The sequence below is a fragment of the Pseudomonas sp. Q12-87 genome, from assembly GCF_001269755.1.
In the GTDB taxonomy this organism is placed as follows: domain Bacteria; phylum Pseudomonadota; class Gammaproteobacteria; order Pseudomonadales; family Pseudomonadaceae; genus Aquipseudomonas; species Aquipseudomonas fluorescens_S.
In genome coordinates this window covers 1-16,963 of the sequence record NZ_LHVI01000004.1, presented here as the reverse complement: position 1 = coordinate 16,963, position 16,963 = coordinate 1, and the positions used below count along the sequence as shown (strand labels likewise).

At 62.2% G+C, this 16,963-nt stretch carries 18 protein-coding genes and 1 pseudogene; 9 read left to right on the top strand and 10 right to left on the bottom strand.

The genetic code is table 11. The features are described 5' to 3' along the window. Positions 1-69: 69 nt before the first annotated feature. Both AD663_RS28045 and cyaY read right to left on the bottom strand, forming a co-directional pair. Positions 70-288, bottom strand: coding sequence for a DUF1289 domain-containing protein (locus tag AD663_RS28045; protein ID WP_083455083.1), 219 nt, complete (start codon positions 286-288; stop codon positions 70-72). A gap of 4 nt (positions 289-292) precedes the next feature. After that, positions 293-625, bottom strand: a complete 333-nt coding sequence (gene cyaY, locus AD663_RS01130) for an iron donor protein CyaY (protein ID WP_003177311.1) — start codon at positions 623-625, stop codon at positions 293-295. Between the two features lie 184 nt (positions 626-809). On the opposite strand from cyaY, the gene AD663_RS28035 reads away from it, so the two are divergent. The 6 genes from AD663_RS28035 to AD663_RS01105 are packed head-to-tail and all read left to right on the top strand — an operon-like array spanning position 810 to position 5,414. Then, complete coding sequence (locus AD663_RS28035) at positions 810-980, top strand: lipoprotein (RefSeq protein WP_003177310.1); 171 nt, start codon at positions 810-812, stop codon at positions 978-980. A 9-nt stretch (positions 981-989) separates the two neighbouring features. After that, on the top strand, positions 990-2,237 hold the full coding sequence (lysA, locus tag AD663_RS01125; RefSeq protein WP_053213122.1) for a diaminopimelate decarboxylase: 1,248 nt from the start codon (positions 990-992) through the stop codon (positions 2,235-2,237). Positions 2,238-2,241: 4 nt separating this feature from the next. Continuing rightward, positions 2,242-3,072 carry a diaminopimelate epimerase gene (gene dapF / locus AD663_RS01120; RefSeq protein ID WP_053213121.1) on the top strand — a complete coding sequence of 277 codons (831 nt, stop codon included), beginning with the start codon at positions 2,242-2,244 and terminating at the stop codon, positions 3,070-3,072. A gap of 13 nt (positions 3,073-3,085) precedes the next feature. After that, positions 3,086-3,811, top strand: a complete 726-nt coding sequence (locus AD663_RS01115; RefSeq protein ID WP_003177307.1) for a DUF484 family protein — start codon at positions 3,086-3,088, stop codon at positions 3,809-3,811. 2 nt (positions 3,812-3,813) lie between these two features. Then, a complete protein-coding gene (gene xerC / locus AD663_RS01110; RefSeq protein WP_003177306.1) occupies positions 3,814-4,713 on the top strand; it encodes a tyrosine recombinase XerC in 900 nt (299 codons plus the stop codon). Next, positions 4,710-5,414, top strand: a complete 705-nt coding sequence (locus AD663_RS01105) for an HAD family hydrolase (protein WP_053213120.1) — start codon at positions 4,710-4,712, stop codon at positions 5,412-5,414. Before xerC ends, AD663_RS01105 begins: the two co-directional genes overlap by 4 nt. A gap of 200 nt (positions 5,415-5,614) precedes the next feature. Here the strand turns inward: AD663_RS01105 and sutA are convergent, their stop codons facing one another. The 4 genes from sutA to glnK form a co-directional block, all read right to left on the bottom strand. Continuing rightward, positions 5,615-5,938: a transcriptional regulator SutA gene (gene sutA, locus AD663_RS01100; RefSeq protein WP_003177303.1), complete on the bottom strand. Its 324-nt coding sequence runs from the start codon at positions 5,936-5,938 to the stop codon at positions 5,615-5,617. A 101-nt stretch (positions 5,939-6,039) separates the two neighbouring features. Continuing rightward, positions 6,040-6,465: a secondary thiamine-phosphate synthase enzyme YjbQ gene (locus AD663_RS01095; RefSeq protein WP_003177301.1), complete on the bottom strand. Its 426-nt coding sequence runs from the start codon at positions 6,463-6,465 to the stop codon at positions 6,040-6,042. 211 nt (positions 6,466-6,676) lie between these two features. After that, the gene (locus tag AD663_RS01090; protein WP_003177300.1) at positions 6,677-8,011 is read right to left on the bottom strand and encodes an ammonium transporter; all 1,335 of its coding nucleotides are present in this window, start codon (positions 8,009-8,011) and stop codon (positions 6,677-6,679) included. Between the two features lie 33 nt (positions 8,012-8,044). Continuing rightward, a complete protein-coding gene (gene glnK / locus AD663_RS01085; RefSeq protein WP_002555808.1) occupies positions 8,045-8,383 on the bottom strand; it encodes a P-II family nitrogen regulator in 339 nt (112 codons plus the stop codon). Positions 8,384-8,797: 414 nt separating this feature from the next. On the opposite strand from glnK, the gene AD663_RS01080 reads away from it, so the two are divergent. Together AD663_RS01080 and AD663_RS01075 are read left to right on the top strand one after the other, a co-directional pair. Further along, positions 8,798-9,058, top strand: a complete 261-nt coding sequence (locus tag AD663_RS01080) for an accessory factor UbiK family protein (protein ID WP_003177299.1) — start codon at positions 8,798-8,800, stop codon at positions 9,056-9,058. Between the two features lie 189 nt (positions 9,059-9,247). After that, positions 9,248-10,741 carry a YifB family Mg chelatase-like AAA ATPase gene (locus tag AD663_RS01075; protein ID WP_003177298.1) on the top strand — a complete coding sequence of 498 codons (1,494 nt, stop codon included), beginning with the start codon at positions 9,248-9,250 and terminating at the stop codon, positions 10,739-10,741. 6 nt (positions 10,742-10,747) lie between these two features. On the opposite strand, the gene AD663_RS01070 is transcribed toward AD663_RS01075, so the two are convergent. From AD663_RS01070 to AD663_RS01060, 4 genes and pseudogenes are all read right to left on the bottom strand, one after another. After that, the gene (locus tag AD663_RS01070; protein WP_003177297.1) at positions 10,748-11,962 is read right to left on the bottom strand and encodes an aldose 1-epimerase family protein; all 1,215 of its coding nucleotides are present in this window, start codon (positions 11,960-11,962) and stop codon (positions 10,748-10,750) included. A 281-nt stretch (positions 11,963-12,243) separates the two neighbouring features. After that, on the bottom strand, positions 12,244-12,966 hold the full coding sequence (locus tag AD663_RS29535; protein ID WP_371261145.1) for a methyl-accepting chemotaxis protein: 723 nt from the start codon (positions 12,964-12,966) through the stop codon (positions 12,244-12,246). A gap of 180 nt (positions 12,967-13,146) precedes the next feature. Continuing rightward, a pseudogene (locus AD663_RS29530) lies at positions 13,147-14,061 on the bottom strand (Cache 3/Cache 2 fusion domain-containing protein); the annotation flags it as partial. Positions 14,062-14,407: 346 nt separating this feature from the next. Further along, on the bottom strand, positions 14,408-15,328 hold the full coding sequence (locus AD663_RS01060) for a LysR substrate-binding domain-containing protein (RefSeq protein WP_053213119.1): 921 nt from the start codon (positions 15,326-15,328) through the stop codon (positions 14,408-14,410). 157 nt (positions 15,329-15,485) lie between these two features. Here AD663_RS01060 and AD663_RS01055 point away from each other — a divergent pair, with 157 nt between their 5' ends. Further along, positions 15,486-16,880 (top strand): NorM family multidrug efflux MATE transporter, encoded by a 1,395-nt coding sequence (locus tag AD663_RS01055; RefSeq protein WP_053213255.1) that lies wholly within the window; start codon positions 15,486-15,488, stop codon positions 16,878-16,880. Positions 16,881-16,963: the final 83 nt, after the last annotated feature.

Genomic DNA, 16,963 nt, shown 5'->3' with positions numbered 1-16,963 from the left:
TGAGTTGAGGCATAGCCGGACACTACCACAGCTCAATAAATAAACAACCCAGGCGGACAGTGGCGTTGATCAGGCTGAGGATCGTCGTTGAGCCGCCTCGGCACAGATGGCCCGCCGTCGCTCATCATCGGCCGAGCGCCACTGGCGGATATCCTCCACGTGACGGAAACAGCCGAGGCAGAACTTTTGCTCATCGAGCTTGCACACGCCGGTGCACGGTGACGGCACGGCCGGGCTGACATTGCTGTAGAGCGGCTTGGGCGGACGCGCCTGGGCAGTCTGGCTCACGCGGTCACAGGCCTTCGAAATCGAGTACCACATCCGCCTGCTGCTTGACGATCCGCTCGAGCATCTCGCCCAACTGCTCTTCGCTCTTGTCGCACATCCAGCGCTCGCTTTCCTCGTCGTAGTCGAAGTGGAAACCACCGGAGACGGCTGCCAGCCACAATTGCCGCAACGGCTCCTGGCGACTGAAGATCAACTGGCTGCCGTTCTCGAACTTGACGGTCAGCACACCGGCGGAGCTTTCCAGGTCGATGTCCAGGCCGCTGTCGTCGAACACATCTTCCAGCGTTTGCTGGGTCGCATCGACCAGATCGTGGAAACGGGCTTCAGTCAAACTCATTGTGGCAACCTCGAAAATGTCTGCTCATGCTCAAGCGCCGCAAGATACGGACGCCGCCCGACGATTGCAAAGGATATACCGATCAACGACACCAGCGCCGCCGGACGGGAGCCCCGTTGCATAGGCAAGCTGCCGGGTGGCCGGTATACTCCGGCGCAATTAACGCATTTTCAAGGATTTCGCCATGAAGCGCCTGATCTCTTCCCTTGCTGCGCTCGTCGCGGTTGCTTGCCTTGTGACAGCCTGTGGTCAAAAAGGTCCGCTGTACCTGCCGGATGACAGCAAGTCCCCTGAAGAACAGGCCAAGTCGTCGCAATCCAAGGCCCACGCGCACGACACCCACACCACTTACTAAGGGAACGCCATGGACGCTTTTAACTACCGTGGCGGGGAGCTGTTCGCGGAAGGGGTTGCCCTGTCTGCGATCGCCGAACGTTTCGGCACGCCGACCTACGTCTATTCCCGTGCACACATCGAAGCCCAATACCGCACGTTCGCCGATGCCCTCGACGGCATGCCGCACCTGGTGTGCTTCGCCGTCAAGGCCAACTCCAACCTGGGCGTGCTCAATGTCCTGGCACGCCTGGGCGCCGGTTTCGACATCGTTTCCGGCGGCGAGCTCGAACGCGTCCTGGCCGCCGGGGGCAGCGCCGACAAAATCGTCTTCTCCGGCGTCGGCAAGACCCGTGAGGACATGCGTCGCGCCCTGCAAGTGGGGGTCCACTGCTTCAACATCGAATCCACCGACGAGCTCGAACGCCTGCAAGTGGTTGCCGCCGAGCTGGGTGTCCGTGCACCGGTTTCCCTGCGCGTGAACCCTGACGTCGATGCCGGTACCCACCCGTACATTTCCACCGGCCTGAAGGAAAACAAGTTCGGCATCGCCATCGCCGACGCCGAAGACGTGTACGTGCGCGCCGCCCAACTGCCGAACCTGGAAGTGCTGGGCGTCGATTGCCACATCGGCTCGCAGCTGACCACTCTCGAGCCCTTCATCGATGCCCTCGACCGCCTGCTGGCACTGGTCGACCGCCTCGGCGACTGCGGGATCTACCTGCGGCACATCGACCTGGGCGGCGGTGTCGGCGTGCGCTACCGCGACGAAGAACCGCCGCTGGTGGCCGACTACATCAAGACCGTGCGCGAGCGCCTCGAAGGTCGCGACCTGGCGCTGATGTTCGAGCCAGGCCGCTACATCGTGGCCAACGCCGGCGTGCTGCTGACCCAGGTCGAATACCTCAAGCACACCGAGCACAAGGATTTCGCCATCGTCGATGCGGCGATGAACGACCTGATCCGCCCGGCGCTGTACCAGGCGTGGATGGACGTGACGGCGGTACGCCCGCGCGATACCGCTGCCCGCAGCTATGACATCGTCGGACCGATCTGCGAAACCGGCGATTTCCTGGCCAAGGGCCGGGAACTGGCGCTGGAAGAAGGCGATCTGCTGGCCGTGCATTCGGCCGGTGCCTATGGGTTTGTCATGAGTTCCAACTACAACACCCGTGGCCGTTGCGCCGAGGTGCTGGTGGACGGTGATCAGGCATTCCAAGTGCGTCGCCGCGAGACGGTAGCCGAGTTGTTTGCCGGCGAAAGCCTGCTGCCGGAGTAAAACCATGCTGCTGCGTTTTACCAAGATGCACGGCCTGGGCAATGACTTCATGGTCCTCGACCTGGTCAGCCAGCACGCGCACATCCTGCCCAAGCACGCCAAGCAATGGGGCGATCGGCACACCGGTATCGGTTTCGACCAGTTGCTGATCGTCGAGGCGCCCAATAACCCGGACGTGGATTTCCGTTATCGGATCTTCAACGCCGACGGTTCGGAAGTGGAGCAATGCGGCAACGGTGCGCGCTGCTTCGCCCGCTTCGTGCTGGACAAGCGCCTGACCGCCAAGCGGCAGATTCGCGTCGAAACCAAGAGCGGCATCATCGAACTGGATGTGCGCAGCGACGGCCAGATCGGCGTGAACATGGGTGCCCCGCGTCTGGTGCCGGCGGATATTCCGTTCCAAGCACCGGCCCAGGCCCTGAGTTATCAGGTCGAGGTGGACGGCGCCACGGTGGAGCTGGCGGCGGTGTCCATGGGTAATCCCCATGCTGTGCTGCGAGTGGCCGATATCAACAGTGCCCCGGTGCATGAGCTGGGGCCGAAAGTCGAGCATCATCCGCGCTTTCCGGCGCGGGTGAACGTCGGTTTCCTGCAAGTCATCGACCGCCATCGCGCCCAACTGCGCGTCTGGGAACGTGGCGCCGGGGAAACCCAGGCCTGCGGTACCGGCGCCTGCGCCGCTGCTGTCGCCGCGATCAGCCAGGGGTGGATGGATTCGCCATTGTTGATCGACCTGCCGGGCGGGCGCTTGTCCATCGAATGGGCAGGCCCTGGCCAACCGGTGATGATGACCGGCCCGGCGGTACGCGTATACGAAGGACAAGTTCGTCTTTGAGTGAGCCAATCCCATGACCGACAAGCCACAGGTTCCAGCCCCGCAGCCCGACGAATCCACGGATCAGCTTACCCAAGCTGCGTCCGTGGCCGCTTACCTGGAGGCTCACCCGGACTTCTTCGTCGAGCATGAAGAACTGCTGGCGACCATGCGCATTCCCCATCGACGCGGGGACACCGTGTCGCTGGTGGAACACCAGATGAAAATCCTGCGCGAGCGCAACATCGAAATGCGCCACCGTCTTTCGCACCTGATGGACGTGGCCCGGGACAACGACCGGCTCTTCGACAAGACCCGCCGCTTGATCCTGGCATTGATGGATGCCAGCACCCTCGAAGATCTGGTGATGAGTGTCGAAGACAGCCTGCGCCAGGATTTCCAGGTGCCTTTTGTCAGCCTCATCCTGTTCGGCGACAACGCCATGCCCGTGGGCCGCTGGGTGACCCACGCCGAAGCCCAGACGGCCATCGGCGGCCTGCTCACGGAAAACAAAAGCGTCAGCGGCAGCCTGCGCGAACATGAGCTGGACTTCCTGTTCGGCGAAGAACAGCGCCAGCAGATCGGCTCTACCGCAGTCGTCGCCATCGCCCATCAAGGCGTACACGGCGTGCTCGCCATCGCCAGCCGCGATCCGCAGCACTACAAGAGTTCGGTGGGCACGCTGTTCTTGAGCTACATCGCCGAAGTCACCGGCCGCGTGCTGCCACGGGTCGCCGGTTCGCTGCGCTCGGTACGCTGACAATGGAACGACAGCTGGACGCCTACTGCGAGCACCTGCGCAGTGAGCGCCAGGTGTCGCCCCACACGTTGTCGGCCTATCGTCGCGACCTGGAAAAAGTACTGCACTGGTGCCAGAAGCAGAACATCGACAGCTGGTCGGCATTGGACATCCAGCGCTTGCGTAGCCTGGTCGCACGCCTGCATCAGCAGGGGCAATCCTCCCGCAGCCTGGCGCGGCTGCTATCGGCGGTGCGCGGCTTGTACCAGTACCTCAACCGTGAGGGCCTTTGCACCCACGACCCGGCTACCGGCCTGGCGCCGCCCAAGGGCGAACGCCGGCTGCCGAAAACCCTCGACACCGATCGTGCGCTGCAATTGCTCGAAGGTGCGGTCGAGGATGATTTCCTGGCGCGGCGAGACCAGGCGATTCTCGAACTGTTCTATTCCTCCGGCCTGCGGCTTTCGGAGCTGACGGGGCTGAACCTGGATCAACTGGACCTGGCCGACGGCATGGTCCAGGTGCTCGGCAAGGGCAGCAAGACACGCCTGCTGCCCATCGGCCGCAAGGCCCGCGAGGCGCTGGACCTCTGGCTGCCGCTACGGGCGCTGGCCAACCCTGCCGACGACGCCGTTTTCATCAGCCAGCAGGGCCGACGCCTCGGTCCACGGGCGATTCAGCTGCGGGTCAAGGCCGCCGGCGCACGGGAGCTGGGCCAGAACCTGCACCCGCACATGCTCAGGCATTCGTTTGCCAGCCACCTGCTGGAGTCCTCCCAGGACCTGCGTGCCGTCCAGGAGCTGCTCGGCCATTCGGACATCAAGACCACCCAGATCTACACCCATTTGGATTTCCAGCACCTGGCGACGGTCTATGACAGTGCCCATCCCAGGGCCAAACGCATCAAGGGCGACGAATCATGACCATCGAGCTCATCACTTTCGACCTGGACGACACCCTGTGGGACACCGCTCCAGTGATCGCCAGCGCCGAAGCCGTATTACGCCAGTGGCTGACCGACAACGCACCTGACCTGGGCGGCGTGCCGGTGGAACATCTTTTTTCGATTCGCGAGCAAGTATTACGCGAAGAACCCGCGCTGAAGCACCGCATCAGTGCGTTGCGCCGGCGGGTGCTGTTCCGTGCCTTGCAGGAGGCCGGCTATGATCAGTGGCAGGCATCGGAACTGGCGGACCAGGCATTCGAGACGTTCCTGCATGCCCGCCATCAGTTGGATATTTTCCCCGAGGTGCAGCCCACCTTGGAGATCCTGGCCAATCGTTACGCCCTCGGGGTGGTCACCAATGGCAACGCCGACGTGCGTCGCCTGGGGTTGGCGGATTATTTCAAGTTCGCTTTGTGCGCCGAGGACATCGGCATCGCCAAGCCTGACGCCCGGCTGTTCCACGAAGCCTTGCAGCGCGGCGGTGCCACGGCGCAGACCGCAGTGCACATTGGTGATCACCCAGGCGATGACATCGCCGGCGCCCAACAGGCCGGCCTGCGCGCGGTGTGGTTCAACCCAACGGGCAAAGCCTGGGATGCCGAGCACGCGCCGGATGCAGAAATCCGCAGCCTGACCGAATTGCCCGAATTGTTGGCGGGATGGCATAGCCGGTCCTGAACCCTTTTAAGCGGTGTACTGCGGCGCTATGCCGGACGCAAATTCTGTGGGAGCGGGCTTGCTCGCGAAAGCGATGGGTCAGCTTGCACAGTTGTTGAATGTAACGTCGCCTTCGCGAGCAAGCCCGCTCCTACAATGACTGCGCCCATGAAAAAGCCCGCAGCGACGGCGGGCTTTTTCAGCAAGCAAGAAGCAGAAACTCAGATAGGGCGGCTGCCGTACTTGTTGTCAGGCTTCTTGGGCGGATCGGCGACCACGTTGGCCTCCACTTCCACCACTTTGCCGCCCTTGGCCAGGAATTCCTCCATGGCCCTGGCAAGCGCATCACGTTCCTTGTTCTTGGCCTCTACGCTCGGCAACTCGTCGACCGACACTGCGGCCTTGGCCTTGCCTTTGGCGGTCGGCGCCGGTACATCGGCCCCATCGTCGTCGGCAACGTCTTCAGCCGCCGCTTCCAAGCCTTCTTCGGCTTCGTCTTCATCGCCTACTTCGAGGTCGTCGTTTTCCAGATCATCGTCGCTCATGTTCTACCTCATGACTTGCGAAAAGCAGATTAGTTATAGCCCAGCTTCGCCATCTGTCGAAGGCTGCCAGAAAAAATTCAACATCCGCCGGCAATCAGCGGTCATGCCCCTTCACCGTACAAGGTGGCGAGGACTTTACGAGCACCGCCATGATCACGGTGCTCGCCCAGATAAACACCTTGCCAGGTACCCAATGCCAGCCTTCCCGCCGTAACCGGCAGGCTGAGCTGGCAACCGAGCACGCTGGCCTTGAAGTGCGCCGGGAGGTCGTCCAGGCCTTCGTCGTTGTGCTCATAGCCGGCGGTTCCTTGTGGGATCAGCCGATTGAAAAAACGTTCGAAGTCTCGACGTACCGCCGGATCAGCGTTCTCGTTGATGGTCAACGAGGCCGAGGTATGCTGCAGCCACAGATGCAACAGACCGACACGACACGCCTGGAGTTCAGGCAGGCCGGCGAGCAGTTCGTCTGTCACCAGATGAAAGCCCCGGGGCCTTGCCCGCAGGGTGATCAGCGTCTGTTGCCACATACAGATCTCCACACGTTCGGCGCGCATTCTAGCGCGCTCTGGGAAAAAACAAAGGGCCTAATATTCTTGCCTCCATGTAAGCCATTGGCGGTTCAAAAACCCATGTCGCATACACAACAAAAGGCGTCGGAAAAACCCGCACTTCCTGTGAGCAATGACAAATCGCAGGCAAAAAAATGCCCGGCGAACCGGGCATTTTTTTTGCGCTTGCTTACAGGTTGTAGCCGCGCTCGTTGTGTTGGGCCAGGTCCAGGCCCACTGCTTCTTCTTCCTCGGAGACACGCAGGCCCATGACCGCGTCCAGTACCTTGAGAATGATGAAGGTGACGATCGCCGTGTAGACCACGGTGAAGCCCACGCCCTTGAACTGAATCCACACTTGCGCGCCGATATCGGTCACGGTGCCGAAGCCACCCAGGGCCGGCGCTGCGAACACACCGGTGAGGATTGCGCCGAGGATACCACCGATACCATGCACGCCAAAGGCGTCCAGGGAATCGTCATAACCGAGTTTGCGCTTGAGGGTGGTGGCGCAGAAGAAGCACACCACGCCCGCTGCCAGGCCGATGACCAAGGCGCCCATCGGGCCCACGGTACCGGCGGCCGGAGTGATCGCTACCAGGCCCGCCACAACGCCCGAGGCAATGCCCAGTGCGCTTGGCTTGCCATGGGTGATCCACTCGGCAAACATCCAGCCCAGCGCCGCGGCAGCGGTGGCAATCTGAGTCACCAGCATCGCCATGCCCGCGGTGCCGTTGGCGGCAACGGCGGAGCCGGCGTTGAAGCCGAACCAGCCAACCCACAGCATGGCCGCGCCCATCAGGGTGTAACCCAGGTTATGCGGAGCCATTGGCGTGGTCGGGAAGCCCTTGCGCTTGCCCAGTACCAGGCATGCCACCAGGCCGGCGATACCGGCGTTGATGTGCACCACGGTGCCGCCAGCGAAGTCCAGCACGCCCCAGTCCCACAACAGGCCGCCGTTACCGGACCAGACCATGTGCGCGATTGGCGCATACACCAGGGTGAACCACACGCCCATGAAGATCAGCATGGCGGAGAACTTCATCCGCTCGGCAAATGCACCGACGATCAGGGCTGGAGTGATGATGGCGAAGGTCATCTGGAAGGTGATGAACACCGCTTCCGGGAACAGCGCCGTCGGACCGGTCAGGCTCGCTGGCGTAACGCCCGCCAGGAATGCCTTGCCCAGGCCGCCGACGAAGGAGTTGAAGTTGACGACGCCCTGCTCCATGCCGGTGGTGTCGAACGCGATGCTGTAGCCATAAATGACCCACAGGACGCTGATCAGACCGGTAATGGCAAAGCACTGCATCATCACGGAAAGGAGGTTTTTTGACCGGACCATGCCGCCGTAGAACAGCGCCAGACCGGGAATGGTCATGAACAGTACAAGAATCGTGGCAGTCAGCATCCAGGCGGTGTCGCCGGAGTTCAGGACTGGGGCTGCCGCTTCTTCCGCCATGGCCAGGCCAGGCATTGCGAAGGACAACAGGGCTCCTAGCCCTGCGAATTTACGCAGAGTCATATTGTTTTCTCCTGGGGCGTTGGGTTTGGCGGCTTAGATGGCGTCGGTATCGGTTTCGCCGGTACGGATGCGAATAGCCTGTTCCAGATTGACCACGAAGATCTTTCCGTCACCAATCTTGCCGGTGTTGGCGGCCTTGGTGATCGCCTCGATCACGCGGTCCAGATCCTTGTCGTCAATGGCGACATCGATCTTCACCTTGGGCAGGAAATCGACCACGTACTCCGCGCCGCGATACAGCTCGGTGTGACCTTTCTGCCGACCAAAGCCTTTGACCTCGGTAACGGTAATGCCCTGCACGCCGATCTCGGACAACGACTCGCGTACATCGTCCAACTTGAACGGCTTGATGATGGCAGTGACTAGCTTCATGAAACTTTCTCCCGAATTGGTGGACTTGCCCCAGGAAAACAAACCCGACTCAAGTCTAAGCGCAGTGCCTGGCTTTGTAACGCATCGTCGGCCCAAGTTGCCCGACCGGCGCCAGTTAACCGCTCCTGACGAAACTCCCCGCTCCGCCGGCTGCACTGCATTCGTCTCGACGACTGCCTCAGTGCATGGGTCATCAGGCTCTAAGCAGAAACCTTGCCATCTGTGTCCAAACCCTCTGATTTCAGTCTCTTGCCCGGCGAGCCAGGCTGCACCGCGTCATCCAGCGCAGCGATACGCACAACAACGGTGCGACGACGCCCGGCCTCGTGCGCGAAAAGCGTGCATCCCTTGCTCACGAATTGACTATAGGCCCTGCGTGATACACTGCCCGCCATTGTTTTCAGGACACCTGCCATGCTTGCGCCCAAAGACCTCCTCGACGCCCTGAGCGGCCACGCTTCCCGCCTCCTGAGCGGCGACAACCCGCTGCCCAAAAGCGAAATCGAAAGCCAGTTCAAGGCCTTGCTGCAAAGCGGCTTCAGCAAGCTGGACCTGGTGAGCCGGGAAGAATTCGACAGCCAGATGGTTGTCCTGGCGCGGACCCGGGCACGGCTTGAAAGCCTGGAGGCCAAGGTCGCCGAGCTTGAAGCCAGACTTGGGGCCGGCGGCGAATAAATACCTGCCGGGGCAACGACACCGTGCGAAAAATGACCGCCTTCATGGCGGTCTTTTTTCGTCATCCTTTCGGCTGCTTGCAACATCCTGCCAAAATTTCCCTGTTCGATTGCCCCGCCCAAGCCCATCCCCACGACTAATCTTCCAGAGCCGCAGGACGCGGTGTCCTCTTCACTCAAGGAACGATTCATGTCGCTCGCCATCGTCCACAGCCGCGCCCAAGTGGGGGTCGAGGCTCCTGCCGTTACCGTTGAAGTCCACTTGGCCAATGGCTTGCCGTCGCTGACCATGGTCGGCCTGCCGGAAGCGGCGGTAAAGGAAAGCAAGGACCGGGTGCGCAGTGCGATCATCAATTCGGGCCTGAATTTTCCGGCGCGGCGCATCACCCTGAACCTGGCTCCGGCGGACCTGCCCAAGGATGGCGGCCGATTCGACCTGGCCATCGCCTTAGGCATCCTGTCGGCCAGCGTGCAGGTGCCGACCCTGACGCTGGACGATGTGGAGTGTCTCGGCGAATTGGCATTATCCGGCGCGGTGCGCCCGGTACGCGGGGTACTGCCTGCGGCGCTGGCGGCGCGCAAGGCCGGGCGCATGCTCGTGGTGCCGAGGGCGAACGCCGAAGAAGCTTGCCTGGCGTCCGGGCTGAAGGTAATCGCCGTGGATCATCTGCTCGAAGCGGTGGCGCACTTCAATGGTCACACCCCGGTCGAGCCGTATGTGTCCAATGGCCTGCTCTCGGCCAGCAAGCCCTACCCCGACCTGAACGAAGTACAAGGCCAGGCCGCAGCCAAGCGCGCCTTGCTGATTGCCGCCGCGGGGGCGCACAACCTGTTGTTCAGCGGACCACCGGGCACCGGCAAGACACTATTGGCAAGCCGCCTTCCGGGGCTGCTGCCGCCCTTGGCCGAAAGTGAGGCGTTGGAAGTCGCAGCGATCCAGTCAGTCGCCAGTTGCGTGCCGTTGAGCCACTGGCCGCAACGTCCGTTTCGCCAGCCGCACCACTCGGCTTCGGGCCCGGCGCTGGTGGGCGGTGGGTCAAAGCCGCAGCCAGGGGAAATCACCCTCGCCCACCACGGCGTGCTGTTCTTGGATGAACTGCCGGAATTCGACCGCAAGGTACTGGAGGTCTTGAGAGAGCCACTGGAGTCAGGGCATATCGTGGTGTCTCGCGCCCGTGACCGGGTGCGTTTTCCGGCACGGTTCCAGTTGGTGGCGGCGATGAATCCTTGCCCTTGTGGATATCTTGGCGAGCCCAGTGGCCGCTGCAGCTGCACGCCGGACATGGTGCAGCGCTATCGCAACAAACTCTCCGGCCCGCTGCTGGACCGGATCGATCTGCACCTGACCGTTGCCCGTGAGGCGACGGCGCTGAACCCCAGGAACGACACGGGCGAGGATACCGCCACGGTGGCCGAGCACGTAGCGCAAGCCCGTGAGCGCCAACACAAGCGCCAGGGCTGCGCCAATGCGTTTCTCGACCTGCCGGGCTTACGCCGGCACTGCACGTTATCCACAGCTGACGAAACCTGGTTGGAAACCGCCTGCGAACGCTTGACCCTGTCGCTGCGTGCCGCTCACCGCCTACTCAAGGTCGCCCGGACACTGGCGGACCTGGAGCAAGCGGTGATGATCCGCCGCGAGCACCTGGCCGAAGCCCTGCAGTATCGACCCGCTACCCCCTGAGCCGCATCATGGTTTGGTCGGGTCCGCCAACGGGGTTTCCCGCACTTCGGTTTTCTGACCGTTCTGGATTGCGTCGATGCGCTTGAGCGCTTTATCCACGGCGCCCTTGTCCGCCAGCAAGCTGTAGTGGATCTGGAACTGCCGGTGCTCTTTCGGCCCGATTGTAGGCACCAGGCCCAGTGGTCGCTGATACCGGCGGTTATAGGAAAAACTGGTGCCTGGCTCCAGCCCGGTCACGTAGCCCTGCCCTTGGGTATCGGTGTTTTTCCACAGGGAAAACACGGGGAGCGTGCTGGTGTTGAAGCCCACCGAGACACCGAGACTGCCCGCCTTGTTGTGCAGCACCGTAAGCGTGTCGCCCTTGGCGTCGGCATAGGGCACTACGTTGTAGACCGTTTCGTCGTAGTCCTTGGTGGGCGCCCGATAGGTTTGCCAGTCCGCCAGCTCTCCCTTCGCCTTGTCGTTGAACGGCGAGACCTGCTTGACCGGCGCCGCAAAACGAGCGCCCTGCTCCAGGAATGGCGTGCTGAAGTTGCTGTGATAAAGGGCTTGGTATTCCTTCGGATAATCGCCGTTATTGGTCAGCGTATCGCTGAGGGCGAACGTTGTGCTGCCCGGCTCGGTGACCAGCTCGGTCTGTACCGAGAAATCGACTTTCTTGAACGCCTGTTCCTTCAGCTCGCCCCGCAGGGTGATGGCGTAGGGAGGCTTTTCATCGATGTGCAAAGTGACCTTGTTGGCCGGGATGTTGGCCGCACGACCGTGCAGAGTCAGCAGTTCGCCGTTATCCATGCCGGGGTGGCCGACCCATTCGTAGCCGCAGCGAGTGACCAATTCGTTGAAGCCTTCAAGCCAGCCCAACCCACCGCGCCCGTTGAGCTCGATGAAGGCGGGATTGACCACTTCCTTGACCGGCGAGTCCCAACCCATCCGGACACTGCCGACCGATGCCTGCAGCACATTCATGCCGCGGGTCGGAACAACGGAAAGCTTCATGGTGCCGTTGTCGATGTCGACGACGCTGACGCCCTCCTGCCGGCCACCGTGCAGGGTGCGCATCGTCACGGAAAAGGGTTTGTCGGTTTTCGCGCCGAGTTGCTGGCTGGTGATTTGCCAGGGCTGCGCCGCTTTATCGGTGTCGAGCAGGACGTAATCCCAGGCCATGGCATGGGACGCAGCGCCCAGGGCGCCAAGGGTGATGAGTAGTTTGAGCGGAGTCATGAACGGGGCCTTTTATTGGAGTTGTGCGGTTTTTATAGACTTGAAGAAACGTTTCAGCAAGCTTAAAAACTGCAAATTTCCTAAAAAAAGCGACGGGCAGGTCAATACATTGTGGGAGCGGGCTTGCTCGCGAAAGCGGTGGGCCTGTTGGCGGTGAGGTTGGCTGTGCAGCCATCTACGCGAGCAAGCCCGCTCCCACAGGGATGAGGAGGCGCTTTCAGGTTCCAGACTCACCACTAAGAACCTGTGGTGGGCCTACTCGCGAGGGGTCGCAGAATGCGTTAACGGAACCGATCAACCTCTTGGCGCAGGTCCTGGGCCAATTTTTCCAGTTCCTTGGCGGTGACCGCCAGGTTCGAGACCACCTGACGCTGTTCGCTGTTGGCCATGGCAATACTCTGCAAATTGCTGCTGAGCAAGGTCGCGGTGCTGCTTTGCTCCTGGGTGGCGGTGGTGATCGCCGCGAATTGCTGGCCCGCCGAACGGCTCTGCTCGTCGATGCGTGCCAGGGCCGAGGCCACGTTGGCGTTGCGCGACAGGCCTTCCTGCATCAACAGGTTGCCTTGCTCCATCGTGCTGATGGCATTGCCCGTTTCCTGCTGGATGCTGTTGATCATGCCGGAAATTTCGTCAGTGGCCTGACGGGTGCGGGATGCCAGGCTGCGGACTTCGTCGGCCACCACGGCGAAACCGCGCCCCTGCTCACCGGCGCGGGCGGCTTCGATGGCGGCGTTCAAGGCCAGCAGGTTGGTTTGCTCGGCGATGGAGGTGATCACGCCGACGATGCCACCGATTTCCTGGGAGCGCTGGCCCAAGGTGTTGATGACCTGGGCAGTGCTGTTCAGCGCACCAGCAATCTGTTCCAGGGACGATGACGCCTCATCCATCGAGGTCCGACCGATGCGCGTTTGCTGGGCGTTTTCCTGGGCCAGGCGCTCGGTGTTGCCCATGTTGTCGGCAATGTTCAGCGACGTGGCGCTGAATTCTTCCACCGCACCGGCCATGCTGGTGATTTCGCCGGACTGCTGCTCCATTCCTTCATACGCACCGCTGGACAACCCGGACAGGGCTTGGGCGCGACTGTTGACCTCCAGGGAGGCCTTGCGGATGTGCTCGACCATCGTCGACAACGCCTGGCTCATCTGGTTGAAGGCCCGGGCCAACTGGCCGATTTCGTCATGACTCGACACGTTCAGGCGCACGCTCAGGTCGCCGGCGCCCAACGCTTCGGCCTGACGCACCAGATCCCCCAGCGGCGCCAATTTGCTACGCAACAGCCACATTGCCGAACCGACCGCCAGCAGCATCGCCAACAGACTGCCGATGGCCAATTGTGTACCGACGCTCCAGGTCACGGCGCGAATCTCGGTTTTTGGCATGCTCGCCACCACCGCCCACGGTCCGCCCTCGAACGGCACGGCAACGCTGTAGAAATCCTCGGCGGTATCAGTCCAGAACGCACCCTTGCCCGGTTTCTTGACCAGCCCGACAATGGTTGCACTCGCCTGGTCCAGCGCCTGCACGCCGGCTGGCGGCACCAGCCACTTGTTTTGTTCGTCCAGCAGGGCCAGCGAACCGGTCTGGCCGATGCGGAAGCGCTTGAGGTTCTCGAATTGCGCGTTCTGCGCATCGGTATAGTCGAAGCCTACATACAACACGGCAATGATCTTGCCGCTGCTGTCGCGTACCGGCGTGTACTGCGACATGTAGAAGCGCCCGAAAAGCAGGGCCCGCCCGATGTAGCTCTGCCCGCTCATCACCGGACCGTAGGCCGGGCCGGCGCGGTCAAGCACGGTACCGATGGCCCGTGTGCCGTCCTGCTTGCTGACTGAAGTACTGACGCGGATGAAATCGTCGCCACTGCGCACGAATACCGTGGCAACCCCGGCGGTCATCACTTTGAAGTCATCGACTTCCTTGAAATTGTTATTCAACACTTCGCTGCCCAGGCTCAAGCCAGGGGTTTGTACGCCCGCCACCGCCACCGGCTGGTCCGGATGCACGCTCAGGCCCGCGCTGAAGCGCTTTTCGAACAGCCCCGCCAACCGCTGAGTGCTCTCGCGCAAGGTGCTGTGGAAGGTATTGAGCTGATCGGCCATCAGCCGCGCTTCGCTGGCCAGGTGTTCTTCACGGGTGGCGAGGTTGGCGGCGTCCAGCGAACGCAGGGCGAAGACGGTACTGCCGGAGATCACGATCGCCAATATCACGGCGAGGGCAAGGCCTAGCTGTGAGGCGATCCGGGCACGGGGTTGAGACATGACGGCTCCTGGCCGAGAGACTGGATCATCCTGATCACGTCGCACGCTCGGCATTTTATTCAAGGGTAAGGTGTGTTTAGCCCTTTCTGAACGAAGGTTCTATGTTCACGGATTCGGCAGCGAGGCCGAATACTTGAGTGGCTTGCGAGGATTAACGCCAAGTGGCCACCATCCGTATTTCAACGATTCAGCCCAGGCGGTGCACATCCGGCAGCTGCATGGCCTTCACCTCGCTCTGGAGGAAATCGCTGAGCCGGCGCAGGCGTTCGCCTCCGGGCCGGGTTTTCGGCCAGACCAGGTAATAATGCTCACCGCTGGCGACGGCAGTCGGCCATGGCAGGCTCAAGCGCCCCTGTGCGACATCTTCCGCCACCATCAGCAAGTCCCCCATGGACACGCCGTAGCCACGGGCCGCCGCGATCATGCCCAGCTCCAGGGTATCGAACACCTGCCCGCCCTTGAGCGAGATCTTGTCCGCCAGCCCCATGCGCTGGAGCCAGTTGCGCCAGTCCCGGCGATCCGGCGTGGGATGCAGCAGCTCGGCGCTGGCCAACCGCGCCACATCCCAGGGCTGGTCGTTCAACAGGTTCGGCGCGCCCACCGGGATCAGTTCCTCGGGAAACAACAGGCTGGTCTCCCAGTCGGCGGGGAAATGCCCGTTGCCCAGCAACACCGCGCAATCGAAGGGCTCGACGTTGAAGTCCACCGAATCGATGTCCATCCAGGCGCTGGTCAGTTGCACTTCGTTGCCCGGTTGCAAATGCCGGAAGCGACTCAGACGCGCCAGCAACCAACGCATGGTCAGGGTCGACGGCGCTTTCATGCGCAGGATCCCGTCCTCGCCATGCAAGGTATGACAGGCGCGCTCCAGGGCCATGAAACCCTCGCGCACGCCCGGCAACAACAAGCGCGCCGCTTCGGTCAGTTGCAGGTTGCGGCCGCTGCGCTGGAACAGCCGACAGGCGAAGTGATCTTCCAGCGTACGAATGTGCCGGCTGACCGCGCTCTGGGTAATCGACAGCTCCTCGGCCGCACGGGTAAACGAGCTGTATCGCGCCGCCGCTTCGAATGCCCGCAGCGCATACAGAGGAGGGAGACGACGAGACATTTGCAAAGCTCCTATGGCGTTTGGGCAACCCTATCAGAAAGCTCGCCAGCATGAGTTTTAATCATGCCAGCAATGTTTTTTATCCTTTTGTGCAAACCGCCAAGAGCGCCGAGAATCATCGCTTTACTGCCTTGCTTGAACATGGAGCGTGATGATCATGCAGCATCCTGTGCGTACCGAACTCTGGGCCATCCTGCGGCTGGCGGGGCCGTTGATTGCCTCGCAGCTGGCGCACATGCTGATGGTGCTCACTGACACCGTGATGATGGCGCGCCTGAGCCCCGAAGCCTTGGCCGGCGGCGGGCTTGGGGCTGCCACCTATTCGTTCGTGTCGATTTTCTGCATCGGCGTGATCGCAGCGGTGGGCACCCTGGTGGCGATCCGTCAGGGGGCCGGCGACGTTGAAGGCGCCACCCGGCTGACCCAGGCCGGGCTCTGGCTGGCGTGGCTCATGGCGTTGGTGGCCGGGCTATTGATGTGGAACCTCAAGCCGGTCTTGCTGCTGTTCGGCCAGACCGAGACTAACGTGGTGTCCGCCGGCCAGTTCCTGGTGGCGCTGCCGTTCGCCCTGCCCGGCTACTTGAGTTTCATGGCCCTGCGCGGCTTCACCAGTGCCATTGGCCGCGCCACCCCGGTGATGGTGATCAGCCTCGGCGGCACGGTAGCCAACTTCCTGCTCAATTACGCGCTGATCACTGGCATGTTCGGCCTGCCGAAGCTCGGCTTGATGGGGATCGGCCTGGTCACGGCCATCGTCGCCAATTGCATGGCCCTGGCGTTGGCCTGGCATATCCATCGGCATCCGGCCTACCGGGCCTATCCATTGCTGGATGGCCTGTCGCGCCCCAACCGCCAGTACCTCAAGGAACTCTGGCGCCTGGGCCTGCCGATTGGCGGCACGTATGCGGTGGAAGTCGGCTTGTTCGCGTTCGCCGCGCTGTGCATGGGCACCATGGGCAGCACGCCTTTGGCGGCGCACCAGATCGCCCTGCAAATCGTCTCGGTGGCGTTCATGGTCCCGGCTGGAATGTCCTACGCCATCACCATGCGCATCGGCCAGCACTATGGCGCCGGGCAGTTGCCCATGGCGCGCCTGGCCGGTCGGGTCGGAATCGGCTTTGGCGCGGCTGCGATGCTGGCGTTTGCCATGGTGTTCTGGTTGTTGCCGCACCCATTGATCGGCTTGTTCCTCGACCACAACGATCCCGCGTTTCGCGACGTGATCAATCTGGCGGTGAGCCTGTTGGCGGTGGCGGCCTGGTTCGAACTCTTCGACGGCACGCAGACCATTGCCATGGGCTGCATCCGTGGACTCAAGGACGCCAAGACGACCTTTCTGGTGGGCCTGGGTTGCTACTGGCTGATCGGCGCTCCGTCAGCCTGGTGGATGGCCTTCCACCTGGGCTGGGGCCCGACCGGCGTCTGGTGGGGCCTGGCCCTCGGCCTGGCCTGCGCGGCGGTGAGCCTGACGCTGGCGTTTGAGTGGAAGATGAAGCGGATGATTCGCCGTGAGCCTGGGCAGCGAGGTTTCGAAGCTATCCAAGCCAAGTGAAACAAATTCCCTGTGGGAGCGGGCTTGCTCGCGAATGCGGTGTGTCAGTGAATAAATGCCTGGCTGACACACTGCATTCGCGA